This window comes from Psychrobacter sp. NZS113, assembly GCF_015864825.1.
Taxonomy (GTDB): domain Bacteria; phylum Pseudomonadota; class Gammaproteobacteria; order Pseudomonadales; family Moraxellaceae; genus Psychrobacter.
In genome coordinates this window covers 385366-405932 of the sequence record NZ_JADYWL010000004.1, presented here as the reverse complement: position 1 = coordinate 405932, position 20567 = coordinate 385366, and the positions used below count along the sequence as shown (strand labels likewise).

General features: G+C 43.9%; 15 protein-coding genes and 2 tRNA genes. 5 read left to right on the top strand and 12 right to left on the bottom strand.

Annotated features, from left to right (window positions below):
• Window positions 1-137 precede the first annotated feature (137 nt).
• The gene (locus I6E61_RS08465; protein WP_197133144.1) at window positions 138-929 is read left to right on the top strand and encodes an MBL fold metallo-hydrolase; all 792 of its coding nucleotides are present in this window, start codon (window positions 138-140) and stop codon (window positions 927-929) included.
• Between the two features lie 58 nt (window positions 930-987).
• Here the strand turns inward: I6E61_RS08465 and I6E61_RS08460 are convergent.
• The 7 genes from I6E61_RS08460 to leuS form a co-directional block, all read right to left on the bottom strand.
• Window positions 988-1063 (bottom strand) — tRNA-Lys (locus I6E61_RS08460).
• Between the two features lie 157 nt (window positions 1064-1220).
• Window positions 1221-1296 (bottom strand) — tRNA-Lys (locus I6E61_RS08455).
• 357 nt (window positions 1297-1653) lie between these two features.
• Window positions 1654-3669 (bottom strand): MacB family efflux pump subunit, encoded by a 2016-nt coding sequence (locus tag I6E61_RS08450; protein WP_197133226.1) that lies wholly within the window; start codon window positions 3667-3669, stop codon window positions 1654-1656.
• A gap of 123 nt (window positions 3670-3792) precedes the next feature.
• Complete coding sequence (locus tag I6E61_RS08445; RefSeq protein WP_197133141.1) at window positions 3793-5136, bottom strand: efflux RND transporter periplasmic adaptor subunit; 1344 nt, start codon at window positions 5134-5136, stop codon at window positions 3793-3795.
• Between the two features lie 173 nt (window positions 5137-5309).
• A complete protein-coding gene (locus I6E61_RS08440) occupies window positions 5310-6416 on the bottom strand; it encodes a DNA polymerase III subunit delta (RefSeq protein WP_197133139.1) in 1107 nt (368 codons plus the stop codon).
• A 65-nt stretch (window positions 6417-6481) separates the two neighbouring features.
• The gene (locus I6E61_RS08435; RefSeq protein ID WP_197133136.1) at window positions 6482-7183 is read right to left on the bottom strand and encodes a hypothetical protein; all 702 of its coding nucleotides are present in this window, start codon (window positions 7181-7183) and stop codon (window positions 6482-6484) included.
• 58 nt (window positions 7184-7241) lie between these two features.
• Window positions 7242-9929 carry a leucine--tRNA ligase gene (gene leuS / locus I6E61_RS08430; RefSeq protein ID WP_197133133.1) on the bottom strand — a complete coding sequence of 896 codons (2688 nt, stop codon included), beginning with the start codon at window positions 9927-9929 and terminating at the stop codon, window positions 7242-7244.
• Window positions 9930-10252: 323 nt separating this feature from the next.
• Here leuS and I6E61_RS08425 point away from each other — a divergent pair, with 323 nt between their 5' ends.
• On the top strand, window positions 10253-10630 hold the full coding sequence (locus tag I6E61_RS08425) for a Spx/MgsR family RNA polymerase-binding regulatory protein (protein ID WP_197133117.1): 378 nt from the start codon (window positions 10253-10255) through the stop codon (window positions 10628-10630).
• 85 nt (window positions 10631-10715) lie between these two features.
• Window positions 10716-11075, top strand: a complete 360-nt coding sequence (locus I6E61_RS08420; protein WP_197133099.1) for a hypothetical protein — start codon at window positions 10716-10718, stop codon at window positions 11073-11075.
• Window positions 11076-11189: 114 nt separating this feature from the next.
• On the opposite strand, the gene argB is transcribed toward I6E61_RS08420, so the two are convergent.
• The 5 genes from argB to I6E61_RS08395 all read right to left on the bottom strand — a co-directional run bounded on the left by argB (window position 11190) and on the right by I6E61_RS08395 (window position 18302).
• The gene (argB, locus tag I6E61_RS08415) at window positions 11190-12092 is read right to left on the bottom strand and encodes an acetylglutamate kinase (RefSeq protein ID WP_197133096.1); all 903 of its coding nucleotides are present in this window, start codon (window positions 12090-12092) and stop codon (window positions 11190-11192) included.
• 104 nt (window positions 12093-12196) lie between these two features.
• Window positions 12197-14020: a phosphomannomutase gene (locus I6E61_RS08410; RefSeq protein ID WP_197133093.1), complete on the bottom strand. Its 1824-nt coding sequence runs from the start codon at window positions 14018-14020 to the stop codon at window positions 12197-12199.
• A 137-nt stretch (window positions 14021-14157) separates the two neighbouring features.
• A complete protein-coding gene (gene dut, locus I6E61_RS08405) occupies window positions 14158-14622 on the bottom strand; it encodes a dUTP diphosphatase (RefSeq protein WP_197133089.1) in 465 nt (154 codons plus the stop codon).
• Between the two features lie 127 nt (window positions 14623-14749).
• Entirely contained in the window at window positions 14750-16153 is a 1404-nt protein-coding gene (gene mgtE / locus I6E61_RS08400) for a magnesium transporter (RefSeq protein ID WP_197133086.1), read from the bottom strand.
• Window positions 16154-16268: 115 nt separating this feature from the next.
• The gene (locus I6E61_RS08395) at window positions 16269-18302 is read right to left on the bottom strand and encodes a UvrD-helicase domain-containing protein (RefSeq protein WP_197133083.1); all 2034 of its coding nucleotides are present in this window, start codon (window positions 18300-18302) and stop codon (window positions 16269-16271) included.
• Window positions 18303-19083: 781 nt separating this feature from the next.
• Between I6E61_RS08395 and ndhC the strand changes: the two genes are divergently transcribed.
• Together ndhC and I6E61_RS08385 are read left to right on the top strand one after the other, a co-directional pair.
• Entirely contained in the window at window positions 19084-19707 is a 624-nt protein-coding gene (ndhC, locus tag I6E61_RS08390) for an NADH-quinone oxidoreductase subunit A (protein ID WP_194196867.1), read from the top strand.
• Window positions 19708-19875: 168 nt separating this feature from the next.
• A complete protein-coding gene (locus tag I6E61_RS08385) occupies window positions 19876-20544 on the top strand; it encodes an NADH-quinone oxidoreductase subunit B family protein (RefSeq protein ID WP_021813431.1) in 669 nt (222 codons plus the stop codon).
• The last annotated feature ends 23 nt before the right edge of the window (window positions 20545-20567 follow it).

Sequence of the window (20567 nt, the reverse complement as noted above, 5' to 3'; positions counted from 1 at the left end):
GTTTATAGTCACAAGCGTTCACTCAAAGTCATTACAATATGAATAGTGAGGGTTATACTAAAGTCTACTAAGGCGCGTTAAAAGCGTCTCCTATGGTAGGACGACTATAGTGACCAATCATGTAGCAGGGAATGCAAATGAGTTTATGTGAAATTGTACGTTTAGAAGGATATATTCAAAGCACATATCTGGCGGTATATCCAGATAAGATTATGCTGCTAGATGGGGCGTGTCGCCCTGATGTGCCGATGGTATTAGATTATATTAAAACGACGTTACAGAGACCAGTCACCGACCTAAAAGTAGTCGTGGTCACTCATATGCATCCAGATCATGCAGGTGGGGCACATAAGTTCCGAGAGCAGACAGGTTGCCTAATTGTCTCAGCAGACAAAGATACGCAGTGGTATAGCCGTATCGCTGGGCGTACCATGCACCTTGTAGATATGAATCTTGCGCATTATGTGGCGAGACGTCAAGGTCGCTCTCCAAAAAATCTATATTATCCAGCACATCTCAAAGCCGACATCACCGTTGGTGAGGGTGACTGTGTGCCGGGGTTTGATGAGTGGCAGGTGTTAGAGACCCCAGGACATACAGACCGCGATTTATCTTTGTTTCATTTGCCCAGTCGACAGGTCTATACGGCTGACTTAATCATCAAGCTACGCCATAAGTTTGTGGCGCCTTTCCCCGTCTATGATCCTAAAGTTTATATTCAATCACTCCAAAAGATAAAAGCGTTAAAGCCTTCTGTAGTCATGATGGCACATGGGTATGAGCTGGCGATAGATGACGCAACTTTTGATATGTTGATTACGCAAGCGCCCAAGCATCCACGTACAATTAAAGACACGATCAAGCATAAACTGCTGTGGCGAAAAAATAGCGACTTTACTGTCTTTAAGAAAAAACGAAAAAAAAAATAAAATTTAAACGAAAAAAAGCCCAGTTACTATGCGATATAGTAACTGGGCTCTCTAAATATGGTGGGCCGACCGCGACTCGAACGCGGGACCAATTGATTAAAAGTCAACTGCTCTACCAACTGAGCTATCGGCCCTGAAGAGCGTATAAAAAGCACTGCTTTTCAACTCTACAAGTGAATTTACAGTTTCGTAAATTCGGTGAAGTTTTCTAAAAGAAACCTTCTTAAACTTTGTGACTTATTATGCCGCTACCTGATAGGGTGGGGTACACAACAAGCGTAATACTAAATATGGTGGGCCGACCGCGACTCGAACGCGGGACCAATTGATTAAAAGTCAACTGCTCTACCAACTGAGCTATCGGCCCTGAGCGAGGATAAAATGAAGTACTACTTCATCCGAGTGCAAGAGGATTTACATTTTCGTAAATTCTAAAAACTCGATATCAACACTAGGTTTGCATTTAACTGCAAGTCAAAGTTCTTTAAACAAAAACTTTGTTAAACAAACTCAATATTAATAAACACATTAAGCTTGCTTAAACGTTTAAAGAGTTTGTATCCCTAAACGTGAGAGCACATTATATATATAATTATGACAATTACAACCCTAGATGAGAAAAAAAGTGAAAATATCAGGAAAAAAGTCATATTTCTTCAGGATTTCGTTATTAGAGCCGTTTTAGACTCTAAATATTCTGATTTAGTGCGTTAATTATTAACTATTAGTCTCTAGAAAGTGCGTCTACAGGGTCAAGTTTGGCAGCATTACGGGCAGGCAAGAAGCCAAAAACAACCCCGATGAGCGTTGAGCATACGAAAGCTGCAATAATAGAAGTTGATGAATAGATAACTTTAAAACTATCGCCGCCCAATCGATTGATCAATTCGCCAATGGCAAAGGCCATACCAATACCCAGTAAGCCCCCTAAAATACAGACCAGTACTGCTTCTATCAAAAACTGCTGCATAATATCACTTTGCCGTGCGCCTACGGCCATTCGTACTCCAATCTCATTGGTACGCTCGGTCACAGACACCAGCATGATATTCATAACGCCAATACCACCAACTATTAATGAGATAACGGCAACAGAGGAGATAAGCAACGTCATGGTGCCTGTCGTCGATTCAATGGTCTGACGAATAGAGTCTGAGTTACGAATCTCAAAGTCATCTTTGCCATGGCGACCTTCTATTAAGTCGGAGATAGCAGACTCAGCAGCGCTAGATGAGATGCTGTCATCTAACAATGCAATAAAACGGTCGATATTAGCACTACCAGTAATACGTGACATCACCGTGGTATAGGGCATATATATGGTAGGTGTGGTAACGTCAGGGCCAAAACCACTGTCGCTTTCCTCTAAGACGCCAATAACTCGCCCAGGTACACTACCGATGAGCAGTACTTCACCAACTGGGTTTGCAACGTCTGAAAAGAAGGCTTCTTGAGCATTGCTATCAATAATAATGTCCTGACTGCGCAGGCTGATACTTTGCGCATCAAACCCTTGACCCAGTGCTAACGTCTCACCAGTAACCCCTAGGTAGTATTCACCAACACCATTGACAGTTGAGCTCTCTTCTACACCGCGATAACGCACACTAGAGGTAGCATTCACTTGAGGGCTGACATTAACGACATAAGGTTGATTGCCGACCGCTTCTGAGTCTTCTGGGGTCAGGTTGTCATCATTGTAACGGCGTCTTGGGTCGCCTCTAGGGTAGCCGTCGTTCACTGTTATAGTATTGGTACCGAGTGAGCTGATATTCGCGAGAATTTGCTGTTGCGAGCCTTGACCTAAACCCACAATAGAAACAACTGCTGCAATGCCGATAATAATACCGAGCATGGTCAATAGAGTGCGCATTTTGTGAGCCCGCATGGCAAGCAGCGACATCTTAAATGCTTCAAAAAAGCGATCGATAAAACTGGCAAACGCGCTTTTTCGGTGTTGACTAAGAATAGGCTCAGGCTGTTTTTCAGTTCGTTTGTAATGCTCAGTTTTATAATCAGCAATAACATAGCCATCTTTTAGCTCAATCACGCGTTCGGCTTGGGCGGCAAGCTTGGGATCATGGGTTACCATAATAATGGTATGACCTTGATCATTTAGGTCATGTAAGATGGCCATCACATCTTCGCCAGATTTACTATCTAGCGCACCCGTTGGCTCATCGGCTAAGATAACATCGCCACCATTCATCAGAGCACGAGCAACCGAGACGCGCTGCTGCTGACCACCTGAGAGCTGGCTAGGTCGATTGTTTACCTTTTCTCCCAGTCCTAAGTCTGTCAGGAGCTTTTCGGCACGATTGATGCGTGCCTCAGTATTCATGCCAGCATATACGGCAGGGACGGCGACATTGTCTTTGGCATTGATATCACCGAGCAGATGATAACGCTGAAAAATAAACCCAAAGTGCTCACGGCGCAATTTAGCCAGTTCATCAGCATCTAGCCTGTTTGCTGATTGGCCATAAATTTTATAATCACCAGCTGATGCTTGGTCTAAGCAGCCCAAGATGTTCATTAAAGTGGACTTGCCTGAACCTGATTGCCCGATAATAGCGACCATCTCACCTTGATTGATGGTTAGGTTGATATCATGCAAGACTCGAATGGTTTGCTCACCAGCAGGAAACTCTCGAATAATCCCTGACAGCTGCATAATAGGATTATCAGCGATGGAGGATCCATTATTCTTTGGGGATTCTGCTGAGACGTCAGCGCTCATGGGCGACGGTTTAGAAGATTGAGATATAGTCATAGCAATGTCTTTAATCAAGTGTCGTGAGCGTCGGTGTAGCAGAGCTGATTTGTACCAGCTCTATTACAATCAACATATACAAAGAATAGGTTACATTCCTGGAATGCCACCACCACCGCCAGGTCCGCGAGATTTACCACTACCTGATTTTTTCGTGCTCTCTCCACTGATGATAACTTCTTCGCCTTCTTTTAAACCACTCAAGATTTGCGCATTTACTCGGTTGTCGATACCTACTGTTACTGCCCGTTCTTCGACGCTACCGTCAGCGTTTAGTACTCGTACATATTTGCTAGTTTGGGCTTGACCTTCTACTTTCTTTTTAGCAGACCTTTCTTGTACAACCGTTGATGGTACCAGCAGTGCATCTTTGGCTTCATCAATAATGACATAGATCTGAGCGGTCATATCGATACGAAACAAACGATCAGGGTTGGGCACCTCAACGTAGCCCACATAATAGATAGCAGAATCGGTTGAGCTGGTTTCACTGATCTCTTCTGGAGCTGGTTCAATAGCGGTTAAGATGCCATCATATTGCTTATCTGGGTTGCCGATGATATTGAAGTAAGTCGACATACCAGCATTGACATTAATAACGTCAGCTTCAGATATCTGTGCGTTGATACGTACTGTCGATAAGTCAGCTAAAGTCACTAGCGTTGGCGCTGTTTGACTGGCGTTAACAGTCGTACCTTGTTCCGTGGTAATCGATACCACCGTTCCTGATATAGGAGCACGAATGGTCGTGTAATTTAGATCTTCTTGGGCCGTGTTTACATCGGTCTGAGACTTGCGTAGCGCAGCTTTTTGGCTGTTAATGGTGGCGTTTGCTGTTACAACAGCGGCTTTGGCATTATCAATATCTGCTCGCGCACTATCAACGGCAGCTTGGGCTGTTTGTACTGTAGTGGCTTGGGTGTCGTATTCTTGTTGTGAGATTGCATTGATTTCAACCAGTGATTTTAGGCGGGCAAAATCAGCTTGCGCTTGTTTGAGCTCTGCTTGCTGACTGGCAAGCGCAGCATAAGCACTTTTTAGGCTGGCTTGCTTACTCAATGCATCTGCTTCGGCGCTTTCTATGGCAGCCTCACTTTGCTCAAGCGTTGCTTGTTGGTTGCTCAGCGTGTTCTTTTGCGTGACTTGGTCAATTTGAGCGATTAGGTCGCCTTGCTTAACTTCATCACCTACTTCAACATAGAGTCGTTTTACTTCGCCAGAAACCTGAGAACCAACATCAACGGTATTGAGCGCTTTAACTTTACCTGATGCCATGACATTATTTTCGATATCACCAACCTCAACCGTGGCGGTTAAGTAGTTTGGCCCTACTTCTTCAGGTTTCAGAAAGTGATAGGCCAAAGCCGCTACTGCTACGACAATTAAGGCAATAACACCCCACTTAATAGCAGATTTTTTACTCATTTTACGCATGACTATTATCCAACCACAAAAGAATCAATTGTAGGTATAGTAACGGCTTGATGAAAAAAAGAAAATGGTTATTAGTTTGCGAAAGGTTAAGCGTGCTGTGAGCATGGTGGGAATAGAGAAAGAATCATCAATGATGAATCAGAAAGGTAATTGGGAAGTGTTAGCGCTGAGAGTTATTGTGCCGTAAACAAACGCTTTCCTGATAACTCAAGTGCTGCTTGCAATAGTAGCTCCCATGCGGGTTGACGAATCAGTCCTTTGATTGCTTGGTCGCAGCGATAAAGTAGGGCAGGCCATTCAGCCGTGTGCGTTTTGGATTGGCGGCGACAGGCTTGTTGATACAGTCCTTGCTTACTGCGCCAAATGCCAAGCGCTTGCGGGTCTTGTCCATCCAACAGTTGTATAATTTGACGCATGTCTTTACTAATCGCCCATAATACTAAGGTCGTCGGCTCATCAGTCGCTTTGAGCTGAAAGATGATTTTTGCCACTTGTGCGCTATTACCTACCAGCATCGCATCTGATAAATCAAAGACGCTAAATTGAGCGTCACTGACCAATGCTGCTTGTAGATCTTTGATATCCAAAGCGACGTTTGTAGTAGGGTTTTTAGCAGCACTGCCTGCTTGGTCAGCGTCATGCCCATTGTCCAGATGACTGTTGTCTACATGAGTGTTTGCCGATAACTGCGGTGCAAACAAATAAGACAGCCGCCATAAGGTTTGGTAAGCGCTCAGTAAATGGTGCTCAGTATGTGACATGAGCAGTTGCCAAGCATCTTGAGACAGCGTTAGACCAAACTGTTGGGCTTGTGTCTGCAATAGCTGCTGGCGTTGCTTTTCATTGTATAAATTACAATCAATGATGTGACCGTATTGAGCAAATGCGGCAAACCATTTACTACTTTGGGCTCGCTTGTCTTGTTTGGGTGTCAGCCATAGGAGACTGTGACTGTGTGCACCTGTTTGTGCATCGACGGCGAAGCGTTCTAATTCGGCGATAACAGCTTTATCGGGTTTATGATTGCCGGTCACGATTAAGGCACTGGCATCATCAAACAACGATTGGCTACCCAGCTCTGACAGCACCTCTTGCCAGCTTTTAACCGATATCAGCTCTATGCGCTTGATGGCATAATTCTGTGCGCGCCAATGTGGACGCATCGCATCGATAAGCCATTGACTGAGCAACGGCTCATCACCGTGCGCCAGCCACAAGCCCGCTACTGCAACGGAGGGTTGTAGTAGTTTTGGATAGGCTTGTATAAAGGTATCTTGCATAGATAGATGGGTAGTACACAGGTTGATGAAAATATAAGTATTAAACGTACCGTATTGAGGCGTTTTTAAGGCGTTGGTACGACCACTGCTGTCGATGCTGAGCCATTAGCGACTTTCACCGGTATGTTAGTGCCAGTGGACGGTACTCTAGGCAGAGAGATAGCAACATACTGATCAGTGATACGACGTGCCAAACTATCATAGAGCCATTCACGGGTTTGATCGCCTTGCTGATCATCCGTACTCACCGAGGCATCATTATACTGATAGCTGCGCTCGATCTGGATAGGGTTGCTCAGTGTGACCGGCTTACCGTTTTCAGTGGTTTGATAGCTAACATTTGCTGATATGACCAATCGAATCTCTGTTAAAACGCCGACCAATTCATACTGCTTAAAGCGAATATTACTGACATTGATAGTAGAGACGGGTTCAGCGCTGGCTTGTCTATTATTAAGAGCAACGTCCGAGGCAGTCATATTACTAATAACTTCGACACCTAGTTTTTCTAGGCGTCGTGTTAATGGTAGCTTAAGTGGGAAAGAAGTGCGATTGTCTTCGATGATGACCGCTGTTTTGGCCACATCGAGTAGCATTGGCGCATCATAGCCTCGCAGCTCAAAGCCGCAACCACTAAGCGCAGCCGTTGCACCGAGTACCGTAAACATCGGTAGCGCAGTAAATAATGCAGTCACTAGTTTTTGTCCACCGGACTTTTTTGCAGTAGGGCTTTGTTCACTGAGACTGCCTTGATGCTTATACGACATATCGCTATCCTCAAATTATAATAAGGCTTAGATAGAGTATCCACTAAGCCTAAAATATCTAACCTACAACCACAATATTTACAAGCTTATTTGGGACGACGATTTCTTTTTTGATTTCGCCAGTGATGAATTTTGCCACACTTTCCATGGTTCGAGCTTGGGCTTTTAACTGCTCTGGATCGCTATTTGGCGCCACATCCATCTTACCGCGCATTTTACCATTGACCTGTACAACCATCGTGATCATGTCCTGCACCAGTGCAGCTTCATCAACGGCTGGATAGTTAAGCGTAACGGTGTCTAGGCCTAACTGCTCAAGTAAATGCTCACCAACGTGCGGTGCATACACTGATAACATGATAAGCAAATCAGTCACTGCCTCGTGCTGTACTTTTAGGTCTTGCTCATTAGCTGCTTTAAAGCTCGTAAGCTCATTGGCAAGCTCCATAAGGCTTGATACTGGTGTGTTCAATGCCAAACGATCACCTAAATCATTATCAATTTTGGCAATGGTTTCATGAGTCTTACGACGTAGGTTTTTGGCTGCTTTGCTCAAATCATCAGTATTCAATGCTTCGCTATTGAGCGTCGCAAGATCTAAGTTCGCTGCGGTAAGCGCTTGCGTATGCTCTGTCGCCAAACGCCATACTTTTTTAACGAAATTATAAGGACCTTTTAACGCATCGTCTGACCATTCTAGCGTTTGATCAGCAGGCGCAGTAAATAGCGTGTATAGACGAACGGTATCAGCACCATATTTGTCGATGGTGATTTGTGGATCGACACCATTATTTTTTGACTTAGACATTTTTTCGATTTTGCCAATGGTTACTGGCTGTCCATCAGTCTTTAAGATGGCTTTGATCGGCTGACCACGCTCGTCATAATCGATGTCGACATCTTCGGTAAAGTAGTAAGTGGTACTACCATCAGCATTGACACGATAGAAAGTACCTGCAAGTACCATACCTTGGGTCATCAAGTTGGCAAACGGTTCGTTTCCTGAGACTAAGTTTTCGTCACGCATGAGTTTATGGAAGAAACGTGCGTAAAGTAGATGCATAACCGCGTGCTCAACACCACCGATGTACTGGTCGACAGGCAGCCATTTGTTGGCGGCAGATTTGTTGACCATGCTTTGCGCATCATTTGGGCTAGCAAAGCGAGCGTAATACCAGCTTGACTCAACAAAGGTGTCAAAGGTATCGGTTTCACGCTCAGCAGGGTTACCACATTTAGGGCAAGTGGTATTTACAAATTCTGGGATGTTTTTGAGTGGGTTACCGCGTCCATCAGGAACGACATCAGTCGGTAAGATAACTGGCAAATCTTGCTCTTCGACAGGTATCGTGCCGCAATGTTCACAATTGATCATTGGGATAGGGCAGCCCCAATAGCGTTGACGCGATACACCCCAATCACGTAAGCGATATTGGATTTTTTTCTTGGCCAGCTCTTGTGGCTCAAGTTTGGCAAGCATGGCTTCGAACGCTTGCTCAAAATCTAGACCATCAAATTCGCCTGAATTGACTAAGGTATTGCGTTCAGTATAGGCAAGATTGATTTTAGTATCATTCGCTTTGGCATCTGTTTCTGCTTCATCAAAATATCCTGCAGGAATGTCGATGACTTGCTTAATAGGCAGACTGTATTTGGTAGCAAACTCATAGTCACGCTCATCGTGTGCCGGTACAGCCATAACCGCACCTGAACCGTAGCTCATAAGCACATAGTTGGCCACCCAAACAGGCACTTCTTCACCTGTCAGTGGATGAGTCACGGTCAGACCTGTATCCATACCGATTTTTTCAGCTTTGGCTAAATCTGCTTCAGCGACTGAGCCTTTTTTGCACAGAGCACAAAAATCTGAAATGGCTTTATTATTCTCAGATGCGTACTGTGCGAGCGGATGCTCTGCGGCAACAGCGACATAAGTAACACCCATCAAGGTGTCAGGGCGGGTAGTGAACACGTCTAAAGTGTTGGTTTCACCAGCCAACTCATATGGGAAATGCACTTCCATACCCGCACTACGACCAATCCAGTTGCGCTGCATCGTCAATACTTCAGATGGCCAATGACCTTCCAAATCATCCAAATCATCCAATAGCTCATCGGCATAATCAGTGATATTGAAGTAGTACATTGGGATGTCGCGCTTTTCAACTGCAGCGCCACTGCGCCAGCCTTTACCATCGATGACTTGTTCATTGGCCAAGACAGTATTGTCAATCGGATCCCAGTTGACCGTCGCTAGCTTCTTATAGACTAAGCCTTTTTTGTATAGCTGCAAGAACAACCACTGTTCCCACTGATAATACTCAGGGCTACAAGTGGCAAATTCACGTGACCAGTCAATAGATAGGCCCAGCAATTTAAGCTGTGCACGCATGTTATCAATGTTGGCAAATGTCCATTTGGCAGGTGGTGTTTGGTTCGCGATCGCAGCGTTTTCTGCTGGCAGGCCAAAACCATCCCAACCCATTGGTTGCATGACTTCGTAGCCTTTGAGGCGGTAGTAACGGCTCAGCACATCCGAGATGGTATAGTTACGCACATGGCCCATATGCAGCTTGCCACTTGGGTAAGGGAACATAGACAGCATATAACGACTTGGCTTGTCGCTAGGCTCATTGCCCACTTCATAGCGCTTGTCAGTTGCCCATTTGGCTTGTTGCGCAGCTTCGATAGCTTGTGGGTTATAATAATTGTTTTCTGATTGGTCAGATGTCACAGTATTACTCATAGTGGGCTCTAGATTGAATATTTTGATAAGAAAATTAGATACGCTAGAATAGCGCAAATCGGCAAAAAATGCGATGGGGCAACGCAATAATAGAGCAGTATTAAGAAGTATATGACGACTTATGAATTGATATTTAGTGCAACCCGCCTTTGAAGTCCGATTCGCTATACACTACGAACCGATAGAAATGGAAAGAATGAAACTGCTCACGCCAAGGGCAAAGTGGCTACTAATAGCATTAATTCTGTTCTGTCTCGCTGTTTAGCTATTTCTAATTTTTAAGTAAAACGCACATAATCTATATTATATTTAAAGGAATAAAAATGACCATCACTATTTACGGTATCAAATCATGTAGCACCATGAAAAAAGCGTTTACCAAGTTGGATGAATTGAATATAAGCTACGATTTCAATGATTATAAGAAACAAGGTGTTGATAATGAAACAGTACAGCGTTGGGTAGATGAGCTAGGCATTGATAAAGTATTGAATAAGCGTGGCACCACATGGCGCAAGCTGACCGACGAGCAAAAGCAATCAGCTGATGCCAATGTAGATAACGCGATTGACCTGCTAGTAGAGAATACCAGTATGATTAAGCGTCCGATTGTAGAAGGTCAGATCGACGATAAAAACCAAGGTCAGTCGATATTACTGTGCGGTTTTGATGAGGCTGTATTCGATACAACTTTTTCATAAAACAGCTATCACTTTGACACGTTATAAACTATGATTTCATCAATGGAATTAAGTTTGCTCGTTTATAATGTTCAAGGATAAAATCATGAAAAAACTATTACTAATAGCCGCCCTTGCAGCAGCACCTCTCATGGTCACAAGCGTGCAAGCGGCGGACACTTCTACTAAGATTACCTTCGCAAAAGACAGCTATTGCGGTAGCTTTACAGGTAACATTAAAAACGGAAAAGTGTTTCGTCTATGGCTTGCATCAGATCAGAACTTAGTGATTCGTAATGTTGGTGATGACCGCATCAATATGGCTTATGTCTCAGGGCCAAGTGGTCGTTTGGATGGTGATCGCTATGACAATGAAACGTCTTACATTACTGAGAGTAAAGGCAATCATTATATGAAGGTTTATGGCAATAGTAGCCATAGTTCTGTCGAGTTCTGTGCTTATTAAATTTCTCTCGTTTAAATGAGCATCGATAGACCATAAAAAAGCCCGATCTTGGTATCCAAGCTCGGGCTTTTCAGTGTTAGTATCAGTGTTAGTAATTATAGGCTGCTAGCGCAATTATGAATCCAATTCACGACTGATTAATGTACCGACACCTTCATTGGTGAAAATCTCAAGCAAAGTAGCATGAGGCACACGGCCATCGACAATAACAGCGCTTTTTACGCCACTACGTACGGCATCAAGCGCACACTGAATTTTAGGAATCATGCCACCTGAGATGGTGCCATCTTCGATTAAGCTGTCGACTTTCTTTGGTGTTAGTCCAGTCACGACTTCGCCATCACGACCCAATACGCCTTTGATGTTGGTCAGCAGCATTAACTTTTCGGCTTGCAAAAACTCTGCGACTTTACCTGCGACTAGATCAGCATTGATGTTATAGGTATTGCCTTCGGCATCGACGCCGAGTGGGGCGATGACAGGGATAAAGTCAGACGCAATGAGCATGTTAATCACGTCTTTATTGACACTGACCACATCACCGACGAACCCTAGGTCTATCGGAACAGCGATACCATCTTCGCCGATTTTTTCCATCTTTAACTTTTTGGCTAGGATTAAGTTGGCATCTTTACCAGTTAGGCCAATCGCGCGTCCACCATGCTTATTGATTAAGCTAACAATCGATTTATTGACGCCGCCGCCTAACACCATCTCGACGATATCCATGGTGCTTTTATCAGTGACTCGCATACCATCGATACGTTTAGACTGACGACCAAGCTCTTTTAACAAGTTATCCACTTGCGGGCCACCGCCATGTACGACGACAGGATGCATGCCAACGGTTTTTAACAAAACGATATCGCGGGCAAATGAGCTTTCAAGCGCAGGATCAGTCATCGCATTGCCGCCGTATTTGACGACGATGATCTTATCGACAAAGCGCTGGATATAAGGCAGTGCCGTGGTCAATACTTCAGCGGTGTTTTTGGCATCATCTAAGTTAAGCGTCATTACAAACTCCTAAAGTACGGTTTTGAGCGGGTTGGTTATTTATGCGATATAAATCTATCGCCATTATTAATATTATTAATAAGGTCATAATGTGTTTAATACAATTATTCGGCAGGAATAGCGACAATTTTGGCTGCCAATTCTTTATCAAATGGGCGACATAATGCGGCAAATTTTGCCTGAATATCTGTTAGATCATCGATGCTATCACCAGCAAAGCGTGCCGTCAGATGGTGACTGGTGTTTGATTGGCGCAGCACCCCAAAGCCATGTGGAAAATCCAAACGAACGCCATCGATACAGCTCAGCGTTGTCCCTATGGGCATTAAGTCTCTGGCTTGCTTGAGTGTTAAGTGAGGCTCTACCACTGAGCAGTGACAATCTAATAGCAGGTCAGTATTTATCAAATGATGGTCAGAATCTGCTGCTGTCGCTTCCAAAATTTGGCGTAAGTAACGACAGAATCTGGCCAGCTGCTCTACGAGTAAATACTCTGTTCCAAAAGTTGTTGGCATCGGCAAATAATGATCTGCTGTACTCACCACTGCAGGGAAACCTTCCGTAATGTCTGTCAGTGCTTGTTTGCTATCGACCAGATTGTCAGTAGCCAACCAGTGTAGCAGTCGTAATGCTGCGTACATGGCATCATCATAAACAATAAAGCGGCTGTCATTAAATATAAAGTGCCCTGATAACTCTCCAGCAAAGACAATTTGATAATTAGAGCGCTGTATCTGTTGGCGCATAAAACTGCTACCCGTTCTACTCATTACAGGTGTTGCATCAAGATCAGATAACAGCTTTGGTAAATGATGTGAGCATTTAATATCAAAAAGGACTTGAGGTGAGCGTTGCGAGCTTATTGAGTCTGTATCGTATACTGAGTCTGCATCAGATAAACTGTCAGGGCGTTCCGCGATAGCCACTTGCGCTAATAGATATAGCAAATGATCAGGCGAGACGACTTTGCCGTTGGTATCGACGATCATCAGTCGATCACCATCACCGTCAAAGGCAATTCCTATATCTGCTTGATGGTGAAGTACGTTTTGCTGTAATTGTGTGAGACGGTGCGGTTCAGTAGGGTCAGGATTGCCAGAGGGAAAGTTTCCATCTGGTCTGTCATTAATCATGATGACATCTTGGCAGAAATAGCCAAATAAACGCTGTGCAATAGCGCTGGTCGCGCCATGCATACAGTCAATAACGACTCGAAAATCAAGTTTAGATAAGGGCTGTTGAGTAACTGTTGCATGCTGTCTATTTGCATCGAACTTATTAAATTGATAGATTTGCTGAAAGACTTCAGCGATAGCCTCAATGTAAGCCGTTGCTATCTGCTCAGTAGATAAGTCAGCCTGTTGACTATGAACGAAATTATCAGTCGTGCATGAGAGTTCATCTTGACGATGAGGTTTGTGTTTAAGGCAATGCTCTGTTCTATCACTCATTATCAGCTTTTGCAAATACAGCTGTTGGTAGAGTGATTGAATCTCTGCACTGCTAGGAGATTGGTGGTTGACTAACCACTTAACGCCTAAAATTTCTTTAGCAGAATGACTGGCCGTCACAATGATGCCATGTCCCTGATATTGCTCTGCCCAAAAGACCATCATTGGCGTAGTGACGAGACCTAGTTGCACCACTTGCAAACCACGTCGAGCCAATATATCAGCGAGTTTCTGTGCAATAGTATTACTACCATTACGCACATCATAACCAATCACGATAATGGTTTCTGAAGAAGTTGACGATTGTGTTAGTAGACTGTTTTTTGAATCGTTATCTTCTGATGGACAAAGTAGACCATGATAGAGGTAAGCAAAAGCATTGCCGAGCGCTTGTATAAAGTCAGTGGTGAAATGCTGGCGTGAACCACGAATATCATAAGCACGAAATAAGGATTGCTGCGCAGCAAAAGGTGGCATCGCTTACTCTCCTTATAATCGTGGTTATGATGGTTGTGACTATTATTGTTAATATCGTGATTGTTATCATCGTCATTGTTATTATCTTGATGATTAACAATAGTTAAAACGATAAATCAGTCATGGTTGCTGATTGATTACTGGCGACCTGAATGTCCAAATCCACCAGCACCGCGCTCGCTTTCATCACTGAACTCTGTTACCACTGAAAACTCAGGGCGAGCGACAGGTACAACGATATATTGTGCCATACGCTCTGCTGGATTAAGCACAAAGTCATCGTTACTGCGATTCCAAATACTAACCATCAGCTCACCTTGATAATCAGCATCGATCAGCCCAACCAGATTACCTAAGACGATACCGTGCTTATGACCAAGACCTGAACGCGGTAAAATCATACCTGCATAATTCGGATCTTGGATATAAACGGCGAGGCCTGTGCCGATTAAGTGTGTTTCACCTGCTTTAATAGTTAATGGCTCATCGATGCAAGCGCGCAAGTCGATACCCGCACTGCCATCGGTGGCACGAGTCGGAAGAGAAAATGCTGCGTCTTCGATAATTTTAGGGTTGATAACTTTAACTTGTACAGCTTGCATAACGAACTCACTTAACGATTTGATGGTTTTTAAATGATGTTTTTGAACTAGGGCTTTGAACAAAATGTATTCAGTGTTTTTATATAAATAACAATTCTATATTTTGATTGGGCAATTCAGCAATTGATTATAGTATTAATACGCTGGCTAAGCCTAAAAATGACATAAAACCGACAATATCCGTAACAGTTGTTAGGATAACGGAAGCAGATAGCGCAGGGTCGATATTCATACGTTTGAGCATCAGCGGTATACTGATGCCTGAGACGTTGGCGGCCGTCATATTAATCGCAATGGCGAAGCCAATGACCGCACTAATCTTAATATCATGAAACCATAGCTGGGCAATAAACGCCATGATTATAGCCCATATGATGCCGTTTATAGCGCCGACCCACAGCTCTTTGTTTAACAGCCACACGCGGTTAGAACCACCGATTTGACCCATAGCCATACCGCGAATGACAACGGTAAGGGTCTGTGATCCAGCAATACCGCCCATACTGGCGACCACTGGCATGAGTATCGCTAGCGCCACGACTTGTGCTAGTACTTCCTCAAACTGTCCAATTACCGCTGCGGCCAATAGGGCGGTACACAAGTTAATACCTAGCCAAACACTACGGCTTTTGGCGCTGGTTAAGATAGGGGCAAATAGCTCTTCATCTTGACTAACACCCGCCAGGTTTTTCATAGTGCTGTCGACATCATCTTGGATAATCTCCATGATGTCCTCACCATTTAACTGACCGACCAGCTCGCCATGGCTGTTAGTAACAGGGGCAAAGCGAATATCTTCTGAACGAAAAATCGCAGCGGCATCTTGAATATCTAGACGATCATTGATCGTGATGGCGGTGTCAATCAATTCGGATACTAAAGTGGTTTGATGGTGTTTAATCAAATCAACCAAACTTAATAGACCTAATAGTTGCTGGCTTTGATCAACCACCAATAGCTCTTGGCTTTCATCATCGAGGAGGTCATCGTTCTCTCGTAGCCAATGCTGTACTTCTGTTAGCGTGATGTCTTCTCGCACCTGAATAATATCAGGATCCATGTAGCTGCCAACTTCCCAATCCTCATAAGTATCGAGTTTATTGACCTGAACGCGGGTTTCTTCGTCTAGCGTTGCCATGACAGAGGTACGTACGCTCTCGGTCACGGTATCCAAAATCTCAGAGATGTCTTGTGCATCGAGGTCTTGGGTAAATAGAGAAATCTCTTTTGAAGAGATGTTCTCCATCAATGGCTGGCGCGTATCGACATCTAGCTCAGCGAGGACTTCACCTTTAATACTCTCTGGAACCTGCGCCCAAATTAATAGCCGGTTTTGAGTCGGGAAAGACTCTAATAAGTTGGCAATCTCATATTCTGACTGCTTTTCTAAAAACTCGGTAATGGCTTCATATGCCTTGTCAGCTACCAATCCCTGTAGATACAGCAGCTTATATTCAGCATTATATTCAGCTGGATTATAATCTCCCTGTAGCGTAGATGGTCGTTCTTGATTCGGCATAGGGGTAGGCATAAAATTTCCAAGGTATTCAAAAAATATAAATAACAATAACGACTAAAATAGTCATTTTTCGCCCAGTCTCAGGCGTGTGTTTTCAAGTATTCTTATTTAGGCATTTTCATTAAGACTAGCGATTGCCTAATAACGCTCTAATATTTGCCAAATACTCATCAGCAACTGCTTCTGGGTCTTTGGTGGCTTTTTTCTTTTTCGCTTTGGCTGGCCAGTCTATATGATCTTCTGGTAACTCATCTAAAAATCGCGACTCTGACGTAACGCGCATCTGACCACCTGCACGGCGCTGTGTGGCTAGCGTCAATGTTAACTCACGACGAGCGCGAGTGATACCTACGTACATCAATCGTCGTTCTTCTTCTACGGTTTCGCTCAGGATAGAGTTGCGGTGCGGTAGCATCTCTTCCTCAAGTCCCATGATATAAACGAAATCAAACTCCAAGCCTTTTGCCGCATGCAAAGTCATTAAGTTGACCTTGTTAGTATTCTCTTCTTCTTGCTGTTGCTCGAGCATATCAAGCAATACCAGCTTACGAATGATGGTATCAATCGTCCGATCTTCATCCTCTTCGGCGCGATTAATCAGCGATTGAATACTGGTGTAGAGCATATCGATATTATCAATACGGTTCTTTTCTTGTTGTGGCGTTTTGGCATCACTGCGCACAAAGTCAATATAACCTGTTTCATCGATCATTTGACGTACGATTGGCACGGGGTCCGGGTGTTGGTCTAACTCACGAGTATAGTGCTCGATAAACTCACCAAACTCTTTTATGGTGCCATAAGACTTAGACGGTAGCACATGGGTCAACCCAGCATGAGTACAAGAGGCCAACAACGATATGCTGTGCTCTTGCGCAAACAGACCAAGCTTTTCAAGCGTTGCTGGTCCCATACCGCGCTTAGGCGTATTGATAATACGCAAAAATGCGCTGTCATCTTCAGGGTTCAAAATCAGACGCAGATATCCCATGATGTCTTTGATTTCACTACGCGCAAAGAATGACTGGCCGCCAGACAGTTTATAAGGGACTTGTAGCTGACGCAGTTGCGCTTCTAACATCCGCGCCTGAAAGTTACTGCGGTAGAGAACGGCATATTGTTCCCACTCATTACCAAAGCGCAGTTTATGAGTGACGATTTCTTTTGCCACGCGTTCGGACTCATCGTCATCATTACGGCAGTTGATAATACGAATTTTTTCGCCTTGACCTTTATCTGACCATAGTTTCTTTTCAAATAAATGCTCATTATTCATAATGACTGCGTTGGCTGAGGTCAAAATACGAGTGGTAGAGCGGTAGTTTTGTTCCAGCATGACGATCTTTAATTTTGGAAAATCTTCCTTTAGCAGTGCCATGTTTTCCGGTTTTGCTCCGCGCCACGCATAGATAGATTGGTCATCATCACCCACCACGGTAAAGCGACCTTGCGGGCCAACCAAGTATTTGATCATTTCATACTGGGCCGTATTGGTATCTTGATACTCATCGACCAAGAGGTAACGAATGCGGTTTTGCCACTTATCACGTAGCTCTCTATTTTCACGCAGTATCTTGGTTGGTAGAACAATCAAGTCATCAAAATCGACGGCATTATATGCACGCAGATTGCGCTCGTATAATGCATACAACGTGGCAAAAATCATATCTTCTGGGTCGTCTAACGTTTCCATCGCCTTGTCAGGCTCAATCAGATCGTTTTTCCAATCGGAAATCATTTTGATTGCTTTACCAACTAGCTCACGACTTTCAGCACCACTTAGGTTGTCGCGCATCATCAGTTCCATCAGCAGTCGCTTGCTGTCGTCGCTGTCCATGATAGAGAAGTTACCCTTTAGCGGGGTATGAATCAGCTCGTAGCGCAAAAACTGCAGACCGAACTGGTGAAAGGTTGACACGGTCAGACCACGCATTTTTTCACTTGGTAGCAGTTTACTGACACGGGCTTTCATCTCGCGTGCGGCTTTGTTAGTGAAAGTCACCGCTGTGATGCGGTCAGCTGGCATGTCACACTCTTCGATCAGGTAGGCAATCTTTCGGGTAATTACGGACGTCTTACCGGAGCCTGCACCTGCGAGTACAAGTAACGGACCAGATACGTAGAGCATGGCTTCTTGTTGTTTGGGATTGAGTTGACTCATAACGTAACCTGTAAGACAAAAGCAAAAAAAGAGAGTGGCACTGATGGCGGCATCATTAGATACACGCTGATTGCATTATTAGCATTATTAGCATGAGTGTCATGATGATGTTTTAATCAAAAAACACCCAATAAAGGCAATAAAATTAAGTGGGTTATTATAAAGCAAAAACATGAACTTTGGGGAATGAGTTGGGTGAAGGGCAGAGGTTTAAAGGCTGAATTTTTGACCATATTTACAATTATCGCCTATGATAATTTATAAGATGGATTTGATGTTAATATAAGGTACAACCCCTATCATAATTTTTGATAAAAAAAACATGTTTTATTACATATAAAATGACCGCTCAATACAGTTAAAAACTAGCTTTTGGACACTGATATGCGTATAGTACGTACATAATTTATGCCAGTTGTCTCGTCATTATTGACTACGTGTAATGAGCTATTAAATCAATTAAGTAAACTATCGAATATGATATTGATTTAATAAGTTGATCTTACGTTTTTAGAAGATGCGTTAGACGACCAGCCATGTTTCCGTGCGATATCGGAATCCCTGCAGTTGGTTACGTCTGACATCGTCGTCAATACACTTGATAATTGGTTGTTACTAGCAAAATACCTAAAATGTGACTTAATAACAGTTGCTTAAATAAAGCGACTGAATGACAGTTGCTTTGTGTTTTCGTTTGTGTGATGCCTGTGGCTAGACGACCTTGATAGGTCGGTACTTGCGCTGTGCTAAACACTCGATTGGGTGAGGAGCACGTATTATCATGTCTGCTTTTAATTGGTCAGCAATCGCTTTTATCTTAGCCGCCATTGGGCTAGTTGTCTTCATGCTGGTCGTGCCGCGTTTGCTTGGCGGTCGCTCTCAGGGCTCACAAAAAGAAGAAGTATTTGAAGCGGGTGTTGTCGGATCTGGCAACGCCCGTATTCGTTTGTCTGCCAAATTCTATTTGGTGGCAATTTTCTTCGTCATCTTCGATTTAGAAGCGCTGTATTTGTACGCTTATGCTGTCTCAGTACGTGAGGCTGGCTGGTTAGGTTTTGCCGCTGCTGCTATATTTATTACCATCTTAATCATCGGTTTGATCTACGAGCTAAGTCTGGGCGCGATGAACTGGGCACCTGCTGATAAGCTGCGCAAAAAAGTACGTCTATACGCCGCACCTGCTGGTTTTAATTTAGCAGATATCACCAAATTCGATGGTGCTCACGAGCTGATGGTCGATCCGACAGGCAAAGTACCTGCACAGTCCTCAGGACAAATCAACGTCTCGAACAATATTGAAGTCAATCGTCATCATTTAGAAAATATCGATCATATTAATACTACAGGTAACGTTACTTCTGTAGATTTTGCGACGTCTGCTCGACAAGATAACGGTAAGCGTTAATTGTCTTGGCTGGTCTTAGTTTTCGATAGTCTATAAAGAAAGGCTAGTAGTAAGATTACGACGACGCAAGTATGTTTGGATGAATGATCACTTGTTAATAATAGAAGTTAAGACGCTAGCGAGGGCAAGACGATTGCCACGCGACGTCTAATATAAAGGTTGTATGTTATGAAATACACATTAACAAAAGCCAACCCTGATGCAGACACCTATCCTGCACAGACCAGTCAAACGGTCAATGACCCTATCGAAGACGAAGTCAATAAAAACGTCTTTATGGGTCGTCTCGAAGACCTCGTTCATTCGACAGCAAACTGGGGGCGCAAGCACTCACTATGGCCATTTAACTTTGGTACTTCTTGCTGCTATGTAGAATACGCCACCACCCTGACAGCCGTTCATGATTTGTCACGTTTTGGTGCTGAGGTTATTCGTGCCTCGCCTCGTCAGGCGGATGTCATGATCGTCGCTGGTACTTGTTTTGTCAAAATGGCGCCTGTTATCCAACGTCTTTATGAGCAAATGCTTGAGCCAAAATGGGTCATCTCTATGGGTGCCTGTGCCAACTCTGGCGGTATGTACGATATTTACTCTGTCGTACAAGGCGTAGATAAAATCATTCCAGTCGATGTCTATGTGCCGGGTTGTCCACCGCGTCCAGAAGCTTTGATTCAAGGCTTGATGTTATTGCAAGAATCTATCACCAAAGAGCGTCGTCCGCTGGGCATCCATGTCAATGAGCAAGGTATCTATCAGCCACAAATGACGCCTGAGCGTGACCGTAAGCAAGCAGATCGTATCGCTGTTAAAAACTTGCGTAGCCCAGACAGTATTTAGATTCGTGCGTTTAGATTTATAGC